The organism is Acidovorax temperans (genome assembly GCF_006716905.1).
Lineage (GTDB): Bacteria > Pseudomonadota > Gammaproteobacteria > Burkholderiales > Burkholderiaceae_C > Acidovorax > Acidovorax temperans.
In genome coordinates, this window is sequence record NZ_VFPV01000001.1 from 221128 (window position 1) to 237130 (window position 16003).

Genomic DNA, 16003 nt, shown 5'->3' on the forward strand with positions numbered 1-16003 from the left:
GGCTCGCTTTTTTCTCTTTTCAAAGGCCTCTTGATGATTGACACGCTAGACATCACCGGACTCGTCCTGGCCGGCGGGCGCGGCTCGCGCATGGGCGGGGTGGACAAGGGGCTGCAAAACTTCCGCGGCCTGCCTCTGGCGCTGCACACGCTGATGCGGCTGCAGATGCAGGTGGGGGTTTCGCTGATCAACGCCAACCGCAACCTGGCCGCCTACGAATCGTTTGGCGCACCGGTGTGGCCCGACGCCAACAACGACTACGCAGGCCCCCTGGCCGGCTTTCTGACCGGGCTGGAACACTGCGAAACGCCCTGGCTGCTCACCGTGCCGTGCGACACCCCGCTTTTTCCGCTGGACCTGGCCAGCCGCCTGGCCCAAGCGGCCGATGAGCAACAGGCCGACATTGCCATGGCCGCAGCCCCGGAAGATGACGGCACAGGCCACATCACCGTGCGGCCCCAGCCGGTGTTTTGCCTGCTGCGCGTAGACCTGCTCGAAAGCCTGGTGCGCTTCACCCAGGCGGGTGGTCGCAAAATTGACGCCTGGACCGCCCAGCACCGCTGCGTGACCGTGCCGTTTGACACCCCGGGCGACGACCCCAAAGCCTTTTTCAACGCCAACACGCTGGCCGAACTGCAGGCGCTGGAGCGCACTGCCCCCTGAGCTGCAGCGCCCCGGCGGCGCCCCGTGTGCGCCTGGCCTTCCTGAATTGACCGAACCACCATGAAAACCATCGCCCAAATTGCTGCCGAACTGCAGGGCTACGACCCCCAAGCCCTGCACGCCGACCAGGTCAACGCGTTTTTGCACCAGCTGGTGCAGCCCGTGGATGGCACGGAAGAAGTGGGCATTCTTGAAGCCCTGGGCCGCGTGCTGGCGCGGGATGTGATTTCCCCCATCAGCGTGCCGCCGCACGACAACTCGGCCATGGACGGCTACGCCTTTGCCGGCAGCCAGCTGGTACCCGGTCAGCCCCTCACGCTGCGCAGCGTGGGCACTGCCCTGGCGGGCAAGGCGTGGACGGGCACGGTGAAGGCGGGCGAATGCGTGAAGATCATGACCGGCGCCATCATGCCCGCTGGGCTGGACACCGTGGTGCCGCAAGAGTTCACCACCGCCCAGGGCGACCAAATCACCATCGCCCCCGATGTGCTGCGCCTGGGCGACAACCGCCGCTTCAAGGGCGAAGACTTGATGGAAGGCGGCGTGGCGCTGGCCCGTGGTGAATTGCTCACCCCAGCCGCGCTGGGCTTGGTGGCCAGCCTGGGGCTGAAAACCGTGACCGTGTCACGGCGGCTGCGTGTGGTGTATTTTTCGACTGGCGACGAAATCCTGAGCCTGGGTGAGCCCCCGCGCGAAGGCGCCGTGTACGACAGCAACCGCTACACGGTGTTTGGCCTGCTCACCCGCCTGGGCGTGGAAGTGATCGATATGGGCGTGGTGCGCGATGACCCCGCCCTGCTGGAAGCCGCCTTCACCGAAGCCGCGCAGCGCGCGGACGCCATCATCACCAGCGGCGGCGTGAGCGTGGGCGAGGCCGACCACACCCGCGCCATGATGAAAAAGCTGGGCGACGTGGCCTTCTGGCGCATTGCCATGCGCCCCGGCCGCCCCATGGCCGTGGGGCGTATTGCCGCCACAGGCCTTCAAGCCAAAACAGCCCCCAGCGCACAACCAGCAAGCGCAGGCAGCTATCAAAATGATATCAACACCAGCACAGGCGGTGCGGTGCTGTTTGGCCTGCCGGGCAACCCGGTGGCGGTGATGGTGACCTTTTTGGCCTATGTGCGCCCCGCACTGCTGCGCATGATGGGCAGCACGCGCACAGCGCCGCCGCTGCTGCGCGCCACCAGCACCGAAGCCATCCGCAAAAAGCCGGGCCGCACCGAATACCAGCGCGGCACCGTCACCACCGGGCCGGACGGCAACCTGCAGGTGCGCACCACGGGCAACCAGGGCTCGGGCGTGCTCAGCTCCATGGTGCAGGCCAATGGGCTCATCGTGCTGCACCACCACCAGGGCAACGTGGCTGTGGGCGATCCGGTGGATGTGATGGTGTTTGAAGGGGTGATCTGAAGCCCGAAACCAGCACAGGCAACACGCTCACAAGCTACTGGCAGTTTGCGTCCCTGTCTGACGGGCCTGCGGCACCCAGCGGCGGTACAAAGCGCTTTTAGCCTTTGCCTTGAGAAAGACCCCCATGCCCTACGCCGCTACCCACCTGCCCCAGCCGCCCACACGCGATGCGGTAGACGCCCTGCCCGGCACCACCGTGCTGGAATTTGGCACGCCCTGGTGCCCCCATTGCCTGCGCGCCCAGCCGTTCATCGAACACGCTTTGAAAGGCCAGGAAACCAGCCACATCAAGGTGGAAGATGGCCCCGGCCAGCGGCTGGGTCGCAGCTACAAGGTCAAGCTCTGGCCCACGCTGGTGGTTTTGAAAAACGGGCAGGAAGTGGCCCGTGTGGTGCGCCCCACCACCCAGGCCGAGGTGGACGAGGCACTGCGCGCAGCACAAGGCTGAGGCCCGGGGCCAGCCCACCCGCCAGCGCTCAGCGCATCTGCACCGTGCCAGAGACGCTGATGCTCACCTGCTCACGCCCTGGCTGCACAGGCACTGGCGCGTCAGATGCGAACGACGCCATCTTTTCGCGGGCCACCATGGCGCCCATCAGCGTCACCCCCTGGCCTTGACCCGACACGCTCACCTCGCGCAGGCCGTAGCTGGCAAAGCCAAACGCTTTCGACAGTTCTGCCGCACGGGCCTTGAATTGCTCAATCGCCTGCGACTGCGCCTCGCCCTCGGCCTTGGCCCGCGCCTCGCGCGACAGGCCAAACGACACATCGCTCACCGCCATCGACTGGATCTTGCCGGCCATGCCGGTAATGCGCCCAAAGTCGCGCCCTTCCAGCCGCAGCTCTGCCCGGCCTTGCCAGCCCAGCACCTTCTGGTCTTTGCCGTAGCGGGGGTACAGGCTGAACGTGCCGGTGGACACATCCATCTGCCCCGGCTGCGCGCCTGCCTTGGCTTGCGTCAGGGCTTCATCCAGGGCCTGCTTGAGCTGGGTCTGGGCGGCAGCCAGCGTGGGGGCTTCCTTGTTCGCCATCAGGGTGATGGTCAGCATGTCCTGCTCGACCTGCACCATGCCGGCGGCCGACAGTTGCACCACATTGCGCGGCTCTGCGGCCACGGCAGCTACCGGTGCGGCTTGTTGAGAAAAAACGGCCCCAGCGCTCATCAGCAAAGCGCTGGCAGCTACCAAACGAATAGCATTCTTCATGAATTCACTTTCTCAAAAATCGGTGTGACGCCGCACGCTGAAGCCATTTCCAGCACGCTTGCCAGCCCCTGATCAGACAGTGTGTAGGCACAAGTCGCTACGCGCTGTCAGACGGTGTTGACGATTGGGCAAAACTTGTAACAGTTGGTCAAACCCAAGGAAAAAACGCGAACTTCGGCGCTCAACATGGTCAGAATCGGCTCTGTTACAAATTGGACCCGAGATCAAATATGGCCACTACACCCAACCGTACCGACAAAGTTTTGGTGGTAGATGACGATGCCCGCATCCGCGATCTGCTGCGCCGCTACCTGACCCAGGAAGGGTTTGAAGTCATGGTCGCTGAAGACGGCAAGGCGCTCAATCGCCTGCTGCTGCGCGAAACCGTAGACATCATCGTGCTGGACCTGATGATGCCTGGCGAAGACGGCTTGTCCATCTGCCGCCGCCTGCGTGCCGCCAACGACCGCACCCCCATCATCATGCTCACCGCCAAGGGCGAGGACGTGGACCGCATCGTGGGCCTGGAAGTAGGCGCCGACGATTACCTGGGCAAGCCCTTCAACCCCCGCGAACTGCTGGCCCGCATCCACGCCGTGCTGCGCCGCCGCCCTGCACAGGAAGCTCCGGGCGCGCCCTCGGGCGACAACGAGGTGGTCACCTTCGGCCCCTTCACCTTCGACCTGGGCACCCGCGCCCTGCAACGCAATGGTGAAGAGCTGCCCCTGACCACTGGCGAATTCGCCATGCTCAAAGCCCTGGTGCGCCACCCACGCCAGCCGCTGTCGCGCGAAAAGCTAGCCCTGCTGGCACGCGGCCGTGAGTTCGAGCCGTTTGACCGCAGCCTGGACGTGCAAGTCTCGCGCCTGCGCAAGCTGGTGGAAGTGGACGCTGCAGCGCCCCGCTACATCCAGACCGTGTGGGGCGTGGGCTACGTGTTTGTACCGGACGGAACGAGCTGACCCCCATGACCCAGCCTGAAGGCAAACCACGGGCCCGCAGGCGCACACCTGAAGGACCAGCAGCCGACGTGACCAGCCCTGCACCGCTGGAATCGCCGCTGCCCGCCACGCGCGAGCAACGTGCCCGCGTGGGGCTGAATCTTTTTTGGCGCACGTTCTTTTTGCTGGCGCTGCTGCTGGTAGGCAGCATTCTGGCCTGGCTGCAAACGCTGCGGGCGCTGGAGTTTGAGCCCCGCACGCTGCACACGGCGCAGCAGATTGCCTCGCTGGTCAACCTCAGCCGCGCAGCGCTGGTGCACTCCGACGCGATTGCGCGGGTTTCGCTCATCAAGACGATGGCCGACCAGGAAGGCGTGCGCATTCTCCCCCGCGAGCCGGGCGACAAATTCACCCTGCTGGAAAGCGGCGCGCTGGGCAGCCGCCTGACCGAGGAGCTGACCCGGCGCCTGGGGCCCGACACCATCGTGGCGCAAAGCGTGAACGGAGAAAACGGCCTGTGGGTGGGCTTCAACATCAACGGCGACCCCAATTGGCTGCTGATGGACCGATCACGCTTCAGCCCTGCGGGCGGGCGCACCTGGCTCATCTGGCTCATCACCGCCGGAGCGCTGTCGCTGGCCGGCGCTGCGGCCATTGCGCGGCTGATCAACCGCCCGCTCAAGCAGCTGTCGTACGCCGCCAACCGCGTCAAAGACGGAGACTTCACCGCCAGCCACCTGGACGAAGAGGTGGTGACCAGCGAAATCCGCGAGGTGAACATCGGCTTCAACCGCATGGCCCAAAAGCTGGCCAAGCTGGAACAAGACCGCGCGGTGATGCTGGCCGGCATTTCGCACGACCTGCGCACGCCCCTGGCGCGCCTGCGGCTCGAGACCGAAATGAGCGTGATGGACGACATCGCCCGCGAACACATGGTGGCCGACATCGTTCAGCTCGACGCCACCATCGACAAGTTCCTGGACTACGCCCGCCCAGACCATGTGACGCTCACACCGGTGAACCTGCACGCCGTGGTGTCGTCCTGCGTGTACGCCGTGCAAGACCACCGGGAGCTGCAAATCACCATGCACATCCCAGAAGACCTGAACGTGCTGGCCGATGAGGTGGAACTGGCACGGGTGATTTCGAACCTGCTGGAAAACGCCCGCCGCTATGGCAAGACGGCCGACACCGGTGTGACCAGTGTGGAAATCGCCGCCAAGGGCCGCGAAAACTGGGTGCTGCTCAAGCTGCGCGACCACGGCGACGGCGTGCCGCCCGAGCAGCTCTCCAACCTCACCAAGCCCTTCTTCCGGGGGGATTCCGCCCGCACGGCAGCGGCGGGTGCGGGGCTGGGCTTGTCGATTGTGGACAAGACGGTGCAGCGCATGGGCGGCATCTTTGCGCTGGCCAACTCCAGTACAGGCGGTCTGGTGGCGCACATTCAGTTGCAGCGCGCCAGCGAATTGCCCGAGGGCGTGGATCCCAAGCAGCGCCTGCACCGCCCGGCCGTCAAACGCCACCTGCCCCGCCAGCGGGCGCAGGAGCAGGCCTGAAAGAGGCCTGAAACAGGTCTGACAAAGGCCCACGGTGTGAACCGTGGGCCTTTTCACTATCAGGCGTTGAACACGCCAGTCAGCAATTCGGGCAACCGGGCCACCGGCATGCGAAACCCGCAGGCCTGGGCATGGCCACCACCGCCCATGCTTTCAGCGAGGGCGATGCAATCAAAATTGCGCTGGGCCCGCAGCCCGGCCTTCACGCCCTTGTCGGTGGCGCTCCACATCAGGGCGAAGGTGCCCGTCTTGGCGGAAAGAATGTCGCCCACCAGGCTGTGGAACATGCCGGGGGCGTTCACCATCAGTCCGGCAACGCCGTTGAACACCAGCGGCTGCGCGCCCTCGGCAATGTCGTGGGCCATCTTGCTGAATTTCTCGTCCATGGCGGCGCCACGGGCCATGAAGGCGTCGAGCTGCTCGGGGGTGAAGCGGGTCATCTCCTTCCAGCGCTCGAAGGTTTTGGGCTCCATGTCCAGCGCCGACAGGAACGGAGCGCTCTGCGCAAATTCCCACTTCCAGATGTCACGGTCTTCCACGTACTGCAAGAGCGCGGGCACGGGTTCGTCGGGGTGGAAAAACTCCCACGCCAGCCGGGCGCCCGACTTGTTCATGTCGAAGTGCACCACGCCGCAGCGGCATGCAAAGCCTGTGAGCTTTTCGGCAGCGCTCTTGTGGTGGTCCAGCATGACGAGCTTGGCCGCGCGCTCGTCGATGGCGGCCAGGATCTCGGCAGAGAAAGAGAAGTCGAGGATGTACACCGTGCGCCCTTGCAGCGGCGGCAAGTCGTCCACAGTTTGCACATCGCCATGGTCCAGGCCCACGTATTCGGCCTGTTCGCCATAGTAAAGCCAGGCTGCCAACGCCGCGCCAAAGCCGTCGGGGCAGCCACGGCCGTGGTACAGAACCAGCACAGAGGGATCGTCTTTGCTGGGCGCCACCAGCAGTTGCAGGGGAAGAATGGATTTGCTCATTGCCCTGATTGTCGCGTGTGCCAGCGCACCGCGTGTCCCAAAGTCCCCATCAACCCCTTCAACCGGTTTTCAATTTTGATAGCAGCTTGCGCTTGATCGACGGGCGCGGGGCTATGATTTGGCTTGTCATCCCAACACCGTTCCCCATGCCCCAGCCCCTGCACATCCTCTGGCAAGACGACCACCTGGTGGCCGTGTACAAGCCTGCGGGCTGGCTGGTGCACCGCACGGGGCTGGACGCGGGCGAAACCCGCTTTGTGATGCAGACCTTGCGCGACCAGCTGGGCCGACACGTCTTCCCGGTGCACCGGCTGGACAAAGGCACCTGCGGCGTGCTGGTGATGGCGCTGCACAGCGACGCGGCCCGGGCGCTTTCCCAATCTTTTGAGAACCAGGCCACGCACAAGGTCTACATCGCCATGGTGCGCGGCTGGACGCCCCCGGCTGTGGAGGTAGACCACCCCCTGCGCCCGGACGATGCCCCGCCCGACGCCCCCGTGCAAAGCGCGCACACCCGGTTTCGCACGCTGGCGCAGTTGACGCTGCCCGAAGCCAGCGACCCGCGCTTTGCCACCACCCGCGCTTCTCTGGTGGAGGCCATGCCCACCACCGGGCGGCGCCACCAGATACGCCGCCATCTCAAGCACCTGGCGCACCCCATCATTGGCGATGCCACCCACGGCAAAGGGCCGCTGAACCGCTGGTGGGCCCAGCGCCTGGGCCAGCAGCGCCTGTGGCTGCATGCACTGCGCCTGAGCCTGCCGCAACCGTTGACTGGCGAGATGCTGCACCTGCACAGCGGTTTGCCACTGCAACCCGCGCCAGGCAGCAGCGTGGCCGCCTGCCCCCATGACCCCGAAGCGCCAGAAGCGCCCAGCTTGGACTGGCAACGTCTGCAAGCCGACTGGCCCTGGCAATGGCTGAACAACTCCCCGGCCCCGACCCCAGTGCGCTCATGACGGCAACCCCGGAGGTTTGGCGACGTGGAAGGGCTACGATGCGCCTTCGCTTCTGAACACCGCTTTCGCTCCATGGCATTTCCCTCGGTCAAGCTCACCACCCTGGCATCGCTGACCCACCGGCTGCCTGCCGCCTGCTGGCTGGCACAGCGCCTGGAGCAAGCGCCGGAGCGCTGGGCCACGCTGCCGGTGTGGTGGGTGGAGGGCGACCTGGACATGGCGGCGCTCGATCTGGTCACCACCCTGTCGAGCGACGGGCAATGGCTGCCCCCCCTGCCCTCCACCGCGCTGGATGGCAGTGCGCCCCACCCCGGCGGCGCCCTGCTGTGGGTGGACGGCCATTTGCGACTGCAAGGGGCACTGACGGGCGGCTGGCACACCCCTGCCAGCGCGGCTGAACCATCGAGCCCCGCCGTGCATGCGCTGGTGATGGGCGATGCCCAGGTGCACAGCGCCCTGCTGCGCCAAGGCCAGCTGCATGTGCAAGGCAACCTGTCGGTACACACATTGCTGTGGGGCGATGGCGCGCCGGGCGGCCTCACGGTGCTGGGCCAATCCACTGCACAGGTGGGGCTGTTCACGCGCGGGTATGCACCGCAGTGGAACCAACCGCCCAGCTTTGACTTCACGCTGCAAGATGCAGACCCTGCCGGTGATTCGGCGCTTTGGCAGCCTGCGGACCATGAAACACTGGGCCTGGTACTCCAGCCCCAGTACCTGGATGCCGACAACGCCGGAACAGGCAGCCTGGCCGAGATGCTGAACGCCCCCGCGCTGGTGGAAGCCGCCAGGGCGCAGCAGCCTGTGACGCAGCCCACCGCCGCAGTGCATGCACTGCTGCCGCCTGTCCCCTCCTTTTTCCAGGACGAATCCATCAGCGTGGCCAATATCAGGGCCGCTGTGCAGTCACCCCTGATCGCACCCAAGCAATTCACGGCCGAAGGCTGGTTTGGGCAGACCGACTTTTCGCTGTGCCGCAAACATGTAGACAGCGACGGCGATGCGCGGCAAGACAGCGTGTTCATCACCGTATGGAAACAATGGGACTTTTACCTGGGGGTGGAAAGCCCCGAGCCCGCGCAGGGCTGGCTGGGCGGCGGGTGGAGCCGGCTCCAGCGCCTGTTCAAGCGCCATGGCGGGCAACACCCTGTGGTGCTCAATGCCCGCAGCACGGGCAGCACACCAGGGTTGGTGGTGCTGTACCGCCCCTATGAGCAAGGCGTTGCCGGTGCATGGGCCCCGCTGGCGTTGGGTGATGAAGATGGCGCAGACCCCGCCGCCCAGCGGGCCTGCCAGCAAGCGTGGCGCGGGGTGCTGGACTATGTGCGCAAAGGCACCGCCCAGGCACGCGCGCACCACCCGTTGTGGGCGGCCCTGCATGAAGCAATTACCCCTGCGCGCCTCACGGCCCTCACGTCCACGCCCCTGTTCACCGAGCGCTACAACGACTGGTGGGACAGCGAAAAAAACGGCCTGTGGGTAGGCCAGTTCTGGATGGGCGCACGCCAGCCCTGCCTGCACCAGGGCGAGCCCTGGGGCCGCGCTTTCAAGCTGAGCTGGAAAAACGGCGAAGACGGCCCTGGCGATGCGCCTGACAACGCCCACAGCGCCTACCAGATCGACATTGAAGAAGCCCGCGAAGGCCCGCCGCTGCTGCGGGTAACGTACAGCCAGCGGCAAAGCGAGCCGCGCACGCCCATTCCACCCGACGCGGCAGACCATCTGGCGCGCCTGCTGCGCCTGTACCGCCAGGCGCAAACGCACATCGAGCGCCTGACGGCAGCCATGGCCCACGAGGCCCAGCCACCACGCCCCCCCGCTGCGCAACTGCTCACCGTGCCGCCGTTGGCACCCAATGTTCCCGATACCGCCGTTTTCGGCGCCGAGTGGATGCAGCGCTCGGGCCAGTGGCAAGCCACGGGCCAGGCCTACGCACAGCAAGCCCGCACCCAACTCGCCGTTGCCGACGCTCCACCTGCGCAGGCCATGGGGCAGGCAGCGGCGGATGCAGGCCTTTCGCTGTTTGGGGCTGCGGCTGACACCATGCCCGCGGTGGATGACCCCCGTGCAGCGGACGCCGAAGCCGTCCTGCAACTGGCGCGCGAGGTGCACCGCCATGCCGATATGGGCCTGGCAGCACGCTTTCGGCAGCGCTTTGCCTTTGCCCCCGATGCGCTGGCGGCCCATGCCTACCGGGCGGGCCAACCCGCAGGCCCCTTGCTGCTGCTGGACGATGACCGCGCCGTGGTGCGGGTGGCCCAAGGTGGCCCGCACGGCACGCACTGGTGGCTGTTGCAAGGCCTGCAGGCGACGGTGGTGGAAGGTTTGCACGGTGCGGGGCGTTCCCCCAACCGGCAATGCTTTGCCAAGTTCGACGGTCACCAAGTCACCACCCACGCGGGCTGGGTCGGGCCGGTGATCACCCGCTTCCACCTGCCCCACCACGCCAAAGCCGCAAGGCCGGGGACTGCCGGGTGTGACGAGATCCTGCCCTTCAACGATGGTTTGCGCGTTCTGTGGCGCGACGCTACCGGTGTGTACCTGCTGACACCCGACGCAGCGCAACAGCTGTACCCCAGAGCGGAAAGCAACGAAGCAGCCAATGCCCCGGAGCACCCAGATGCGCAAGAGCCACGGGCACAGCCTCTGCTGCACATGGCGCTGTCACCCGACGAGCGCTTCATCGCCGTGGGCGACCAGGGCAGCCAGCACCTCTTGCTCAACCCGCGTGGCGAGGTGCTGGGCCGGTGGGCACCGTTGTCGGCCTGCGCCCACCACGCCACATTCACCCACGACAGCACCCGGCTGCTGGCCCATTCCTGCCACCTTTACACGGGCCGTACCGGGGTGTTGCATCTGCCGCCCAAAGGCACTGGGGGCGGCCTCCATGAGTACCCATCGTTCCCAGGCGCTGCCGCGCTGCAGCCGTTTCATTGCCACAGCTGGCGGGTGGATGCCACGACCACGCTGCAGGGCACGGTGATGGAAGGCGATGCGGCAGGCTACCTGCATGCGCTCAGCGACGACGGACAACTGCTGTGGCACCACCACATTGGCGGCGCTTTGAACGCGCTGGACACGTCACCCGATGGTTCCACCATCGTCGCCGCCAGCCACAGCGGCTATGTGGTGTGGCTGCGGCAGCTGGGGGCAGGCATGGACCCCTGTTCGATCAGCACTTCGCCGTATGCCGAAACAGGGCGCTGGATTTTTTGGCAGGGTGAGGCGGAACCATTGCACTGGTAACGGCGCTCCGCCTTGAAGTCAGCCTGCTGGTCACCGACGCCCACGGTGCCAAGGCGGCCAACAAAGGATGTATTGCTACTTTTTTGATAGCTGCTTGCGCTTTTAAATAAAGGCTTTGGCACTGATTTGGCATCAACTCGGCTAACCCTACAGAGCAGCACCCAGCGGCCCGTGTGCTCCGCTCAATGCGGCCCGGGGCCTTGGGGCAAGTCGGGAGTCTGTCGGGCCATCCATTGGTCCACAGGCTCGGGGTGCCCAAAAAGGTAGCCCTGGTAGACCATGGCAGGTTCGCGCTGGGCGAGAAAATCCACCTGCTCCTGCGTCTCCACCCCTTCGGCCACAACGCGCAAACCAAACTGGCTGGCAACGGTCAAGAGGGCCTCCACCAAAGCGCCGTCGTCCTTGTTGCTCGGGGCCTCGCTCACGAAAGAACGGTCAATCTTCAGCTCCTGGATCGGCAGGCGCTTGAGGTACGCCAGCGACGAGTAGCCCGTGCCGAAATCATCCAGCGCAAATTCCACGCCCAGGGCGACGAGTTCGCGCATTTTCGACACCACATCGTCAAAGTCATCTATCACCAGACCTTCGGTGACTTCCAGCGTGAGCAGCGTGGGGTCTGCCCCCGTGGTGCGCAGCAAGGCCCGCAGGCTGGGCACAAAGCCATCCTCGCGAAACTGCCGGGCACTGAGGTTGACGGACATGCGCAGGCGACGCCGGCTGAAGTCGGGCTGCGCCACCACGGCACAGGCCTGCGCCAGCACCCATTCACCCAGGCTCACGATCAGGTCGGACTCTTCTGCCATAGGGATGAAAGCCCCAGGCGTCAACAGGCCATCGCGCGGGTGCTGCCAGCGCACCAGGGCCTCCACCCCCGTCACCTGACCGCGCACATTCACCTGGGGCTGCACGTAAAGCCGCAGCTCTTGCGCACCGATGGCGTGGCGCAGGTCCCGCTCCACCTGAAAGCGCTGGGCCGCCGCCGCGCCCATGCCCTGCTCAAAAAAGGCCGACCGGGCGCCACCCGCGTGCTTGGCCCGGTGCAGGGCGGTGCCCGCGCGCCCCATGGCAGCCAGCGGCGATTCCTCCACGCCTTGCGGGTACAGCGTCAAGCCCATGCTCAATCCCAGCTGCGCCTCTTCGCCGGTGTCGCCCAAGGCCAGGGGGCGCACAAAGGCTTGCTGGATCTGGTCGGCGAACGCCAGGGCACGGCGGCCTGCCACGGTAGCGTCGATGCCCAGGTCGTGCAGCACAATGCCAAACTCGTCCCCCGCCACACGTACCAGCAAATCGTGCGGGCCCAGCAGCTCGGCCAGCCGCAAGGCCACGGCGCACAGCAGCCGGTCGCCCATCTCGCTGCCTCGGGCATCGTTGAAGTTGGTGAACCGGTCCAGATCCAGCAGCAGCAAGACGTGCACATCGTCGCCCGAGCGCTGGTGGCGGGCCTGCAGGCTGGCCAGCCGCTCAATGAGCATGGACCGGTTGGGCAGGCTGGTGAGCGAGTCGTAATGCGCGAGCCGGTGAATCTCTTGCGCAGCCCGCTTGCGGTCACTCACGTCCTGCTTGAGCTCGACATAGTGGGTGATGCGCCCGTCTGGCTGGCGGATAGGGGCCACCACCACGGACTCGCTGATCACCGCGCCATCTTTGCGCAAATTGCTTTGCTCGCCCGCCCAGGACTCGCCACGCTCCAGGGTCTCGCGCATGCCCTGCCATTGCGTGGGCCCCAGGCCGTTGGCGGACACCTCACTGCTCAGCCGGCCCAGCACTTCATCGCGGGCATAGCCGGTGCGCGCCAAAAAGGCATCGTTCACAAATTCGATGCGCCCGTCCAGATCGGTGATGACCGTGCTCTCAGGGCTTTGCTCCACCACGCGCAGCAGCTTGCGCAGTTCGGCATCGCGGGCCCTCAGGTCTTGGGCCATGGTTTGGGCCTCATGCACCCGCCGGAGGTAGCTTTTGCGCGAGAGCAGCGTAGCTGCCGCCGTGAGCCCCACAATGCCTGCCAGGTACACCGCATACGCCCATCGGTTGTGGGGGCGCATGGCGGGCAGCGCCCCATGCTGATCAGCCCACAGGAAAAACGCAAACAAACCGCCGGTGACCGCCAGCAAACCCACGGTGGAGCGGCCGCCCAGCAGCCAGGCACACAACACGATCAGAACGGGATAAATAAGCAGGTTGGGGCTGTTGATGCCGCCATTGCTGGCAGCCACCAGCGACACGACCACCCACACGCCCCACACCAGCAACCGGGCAGCCAGCGTCTGCCACCCCAGGTGCAGCGCCACCAAGGTGGTGGCCCCTACACCGGCCACGCACAGGTTCAGCGCCAGGCGGCTCCACTGGGCTTGCTCTTCGCGCAACAGGAGCAGGGCCACCAAAGCGCCCACCACCACGGCCACCCAGCCAGCTAGCCACCTGCACCATGCGGCGCATGCTGGGGTCGTTATGGTTGACGACAGGCGGCATAGAAAGGGGTGCCCTGGTGGAATGCAAAACAAGCGTTGCATCCTAACGCGGAGCGGCGATGAATCACAGAGCACACCCCAGAGTTGGCGCGGGTACGCAACGCGCGAGCCCGGCGGCCACTGGGGACCTGGTGAGCCGGCGGCCGGGCCACCCGCCCCGGCGCTCAATAGTGCGGGGGAAGCTCGTCTCGCAAATTGCGCGGGCCGTTGGAGCCGCCCTCGGGCGCCTGCTGGCGCAGCTGGATGACTTCGTGCGTGAGCCGGTCGATGAGTTGCTGCTGCTGGTAAATGGTCAGGTTCAGCTGATCCAACAGGTCTTCTGTGAAGCTGGCCTTGATTTCCAGTGCTTCAAGCCGTTGAAGGATTTCGTCGGTAAGGGGTGAGGTCATGGGAGCTATCGGGTGGGCACAGCGTCAGGGCTGGGCTTCGGTGATGTGGAGCTGGCTGGGCCGCTCGAGCAGCCATTCGGTCAGCGCCAAGTGGCACAGGATGTCTTCGTTCAGCGGCAGATCCTTGCCAAGCACAAAGCGCAGCAGGATGTAGCCGCGCTGGCCTGCGCGTTCTGCGGGGCGAAACGCATCGCCCCATGAGCGCGTGGTGTATTCAAACCGCGAAGCGTAGCCTTCGCGACGGTCAGGCGGCCAGCACATCATGCGCACGCCGGGGCCTCCAGATGTCCAAGGGCGCGCATCGGCGTGATGGACATACAGCTCGACCTGGAACGCCGCAGGCTGTGCACGCCGCAGCGCAATGTTCAACACCCCTACCGTGTCATTGATGTGCGGCAGCGTGCGTGTAAACACCGGGGCGATGCCCTTCGCATCCAGCACCCGCACACGCCGGTTGGAAGCCTGCAAATCTTCTGTGCGTTGCTGGTACGCAGCCGCCACACACGCCACGTCTTCACAGCGGTTGCGCTGGCGCAGCCACCGCAGTTGCGCCGCACGCAGGGCCGCGATTGCGGCATCGCCGTCGGGCTTGGCCTGCGCGGTGCGGTAGGCATGGGTCAGGCGCTCATCGGCCTGCATGAGTTCGGGGCTGGCGCAGATCCAGTGCTCTACCGTCTTCTCCGCCGCACCGCAGTCAAAGCCTGGGGTGGGCGCCGAGGGCTCCAGCCCCTGCGCACTGGCCCATGCACAAAAGCCCAGCAGAACGAGGCTGGACAGCCAGGCCTTCACAGCGCTTGCCCCTGAACGCGGCGAATCAGATCGCCTGGCCCAGGCGTGCCACGCCTTCGCGGATCTTGTCCACATCGGCCGTGGCAAACGACAGGCGGAAGGTGGCGTGGTCGGGGTTGGCGCAGAAGAACGGCGTACCGGGCACAAAGGCCACGCCCTTTTCAATGGCGCGCTTGGCCAGCACGTTGCCGTCGGCCACCTTGCCACCCGCGCCCGTGAGGAGCGCCCACACAAACAGCCCGCCCTGGGGCTGCACAAATTCGATGGCGTCGCCCAGTTCCTTGCGCAGCGCATCGCCCATGGCCTGGGCCCGCTCGGCATACACCTTGCGCACATGGGCCAGCGTGCCAGGCATGCGGCCGGCCTTGAGGTACTGCGCGGCCGTGGCCTGGGCAAAGGTGCTGGTGTGCGCATCGCTGAACTGCTTGCACATGGTGGCCTTGCCCAGCAGCTCGGCCGGGGCAATCATCCAGCCCACACGCAGGCCGGGCGAGAGCACCTTGCTCAAGGACCCGCAGTGCACCAGCAGATCGCGGCTGCCGGGCACGGTGGCTGACAGGTTCAGCAGGCTGGGGGGAGGTGCATCGCCAAAGTACAGGTCGCCGTAGGGGTCGTCCTCCACGATCAGGGTGTTGTGCTTCACGGCCATCTCCAGCACGGCCTTGCGGCGCTCCAGGCTCAGCATGGCACCACTGGGGTTGCCGAAGGTGGGAATCAGGTAGACGAACTTGGGCTTGTGCTCGGCAATCAGCTTTTCCAGCTCGTCGGTTTTCACGCCGTTGCCGTCAATGGGTGCGCTGATGAGTTCGGCGCCATAAAGGCGAAAGCACTGGATGGTGGCCAGGAAGGTCGGGCCTTCCACGATCACCTTGTCGCCTGGGTTGATGAGCGTCTTGCCCAGCAGGTCCAGCGCCTGCTGGCTGCCGGTGGTGACGATGAGGTTGTCGGCCGCGACATCCGTGGCGCCCTTGGCTGTCATGAAGGTGGCGAGTTGTTCGCGCAGCGGGTTATAGCCTTCGGTGGCGCCGTATTGCAGCGCAGCGCCGGGTTCTTCCGCCAAGGCGGCATTGCTGGCAGCGCGGATGCCTTCCACGTCAAACATCGCGCTGTCTGGGAAGCCGCCCGCAAAGCTGATGATGCCGGGCTTGCCCAGCAGCTTGAAGAGTTCGCGGATGGCAGAGGTTTCGACGTTGTTGAGGCGATCAGCAAATTGCATGGGACGGCATTCCTGTGGGCAATGAATCCGCCATTGTCGCCAATTGCGGCGCAGTTTTCTTGCGGGCGCGGGCTATTTACCGCCCCCGGAAACGCTCCCTTCGCGCCGCCCCCGCCTCAATCCACCCGGATGTCCGCACGCGCAGCCACGGCGCGCATGAGCGGCAGCTCACGCTCTACCCGGC

13 protein-coding genes are annotated in these 16003 nt (G+C 65.8%); 7 read left to right on the forward strand and 6 right to left on the reverse strand.

Going from position 1 to position 16003, the window contains the following annotated elements:
• Positions 1 to 33: 33 nt before the first annotated feature.
• The 3 genes from mobA to BDD18_RS01020 all read left to right on the forward strand — a co-directional run bounded on the left by mobA (position 34) and on the right by BDD18_RS01020 (position 2524).
• Positions 34 to 663, forward strand: a complete 630-nt coding sequence (mobA, locus tag BDD18_RS01010; protein ID WP_066692511.1) for a molybdenum cofactor guanylyltransferase MobA — start codon at positions 34 to 36, stop codon at positions 661 to 663.
• 60 nt (positions 664 to 723) lie between these two features.
• Complete coding sequence (gene moeA / locus BDD18_RS01015; RefSeq protein WP_066692509.1) at positions 724 to 2076, forward strand: molybdopterin molybdotransferase MoeA; 1353 nt, start codon at positions 724 to 726, stop codon at positions 2074 to 2076.
• Between the two features lie 124 nt (positions 2077 to 2200).
• Complete coding sequence (locus BDD18_RS01020; protein WP_142080887.1) at positions 2201 to 2524, forward strand: thioredoxin family protein; 324 nt, start codon at positions 2201 to 2203, stop codon at positions 2522 to 2524.
• Between the two features lie 28 nt (positions 2525 to 2552).
• Here the strand turns inward: BDD18_RS01020 and BDD18_RS01025 are convergent, their stop codons facing one another.
• Entirely contained in the window at positions 2553 to 3281 is a 729-nt protein-coding gene (locus BDD18_RS01025) for an SIMPL domain-containing protein (RefSeq protein ID WP_142080889.1), read from the reverse strand.
• 230 nt (positions 3282 to 3511) lie between these two features.
• On the opposite strand from BDD18_RS01025, the gene ompR reads away from it, so the two are divergent.
• Together ompR and BDD18_RS01035 are read left to right on the forward strand one after the other, a co-directional pair.
• Complete coding sequence (ompR, locus tag BDD18_RS01030) at positions 3512 to 4243, forward strand: osmolarity response regulator transcription factor OmpR (RefSeq protein WP_015014739.1); 732 nt, start codon at positions 3512 to 3514, stop codon at positions 4241 to 4243.
• 5 nt (positions 4244 to 4248) lie between these two features.
• Positions 4249 to 5778 (forward strand): sensor histidine kinase, encoded by a 1530-nt coding sequence (locus BDD18_RS01035; RefSeq protein WP_142080891.1) that lies wholly within the window; start codon positions 4249 to 4251, stop codon positions 5776 to 5778.
• A 59-nt stretch (positions 5779 to 5837) separates the two neighbouring features.
• Here BDD18_RS01035 and BDD18_RS01040 read toward each other — a convergent pair whose 3' ends face one another.
• Positions 5838 to 6752, reverse strand: a complete 915-nt coding sequence (locus tag BDD18_RS01040) for a DHH family phosphoesterase (RefSeq protein ID WP_142080893.1) — start codon at positions 6750 to 6752, stop codon at positions 5838 to 5840.
• 146 nt (positions 6753 to 6898) lie between these two features.
• Between BDD18_RS01040 and BDD18_RS01045 the strand changes: the two genes are divergently transcribed.
• The gene (locus BDD18_RS01045) at positions 6899 to 7711 is read left to right on the forward strand and encodes a pseudouridine synthase (RefSeq protein ID WP_142080895.1); all 813 of its coding nucleotides are present in this window, start codon (positions 6899 to 6901) and stop codon (positions 7709 to 7711) included.
• Between the two features lie 72 nt (positions 7712 to 7783).
• The gene (locus tag BDD18_RS01050) at positions 7784 to 10957 is read left to right on the forward strand and encodes an ATP-binding protein (RefSeq protein ID WP_142080897.1); all 3174 of its coding nucleotides are present in this window, start codon (positions 7784 to 7786) and stop codon (positions 10955 to 10957) included.
• 182 nt (positions 10958 to 11139) lie between these two features.
• Here the strand turns inward: BDD18_RS01050 and BDD18_RS01055 are convergent, their stop codons facing one another.
• The 4 genes from BDD18_RS01055 to BDD18_RS01070 all read right to left on the reverse strand — a co-directional run bounded on the left by BDD18_RS01055 (position 11140) and on the right by BDD18_RS01070 (position 15819).
• Positions 11140 to 13335: a putative bifunctional diguanylate cyclase/phosphodiesterase gene (locus BDD18_RS01055; protein ID WP_244938954.1), complete on the reverse strand. Its 2196-nt coding sequence runs from the start codon at positions 13333 to 13335 to the stop codon at positions 11140 to 11142.
• A gap of 254 nt (positions 13336 to 13589) precedes the next feature.
• The gene (locus BDD18_RS01060; RefSeq protein WP_142080902.1) at positions 13590 to 13814 is read right to left on the reverse strand and encodes a SlyX family protein; all 225 of its coding nucleotides are present in this window, start codon (positions 13812 to 13814) and stop codon (positions 13590 to 13592) included.
• A gap of 24 nt (positions 13815 to 13838) precedes the next feature.
• On the reverse strand, positions 13839 to 14603 hold the full coding sequence (locus tag BDD18_RS01065) for a lysozyme inhibitor LprI family protein (RefSeq protein WP_170207361.1): 765 nt from the start codon (positions 14601 to 14603) through the stop codon (positions 13839 to 13841).
• A gap of 25 nt (positions 14604 to 14628) precedes the next feature.
• Entirely contained in the window at positions 14629 to 15819 is a 1191-nt protein-coding gene (locus BDD18_RS01070; protein WP_142080907.1) for an aminotransferase-like domain-containing protein, read from the reverse strand.
• Positions 15820 to 16003: the final 184 nt, after the last annotated feature.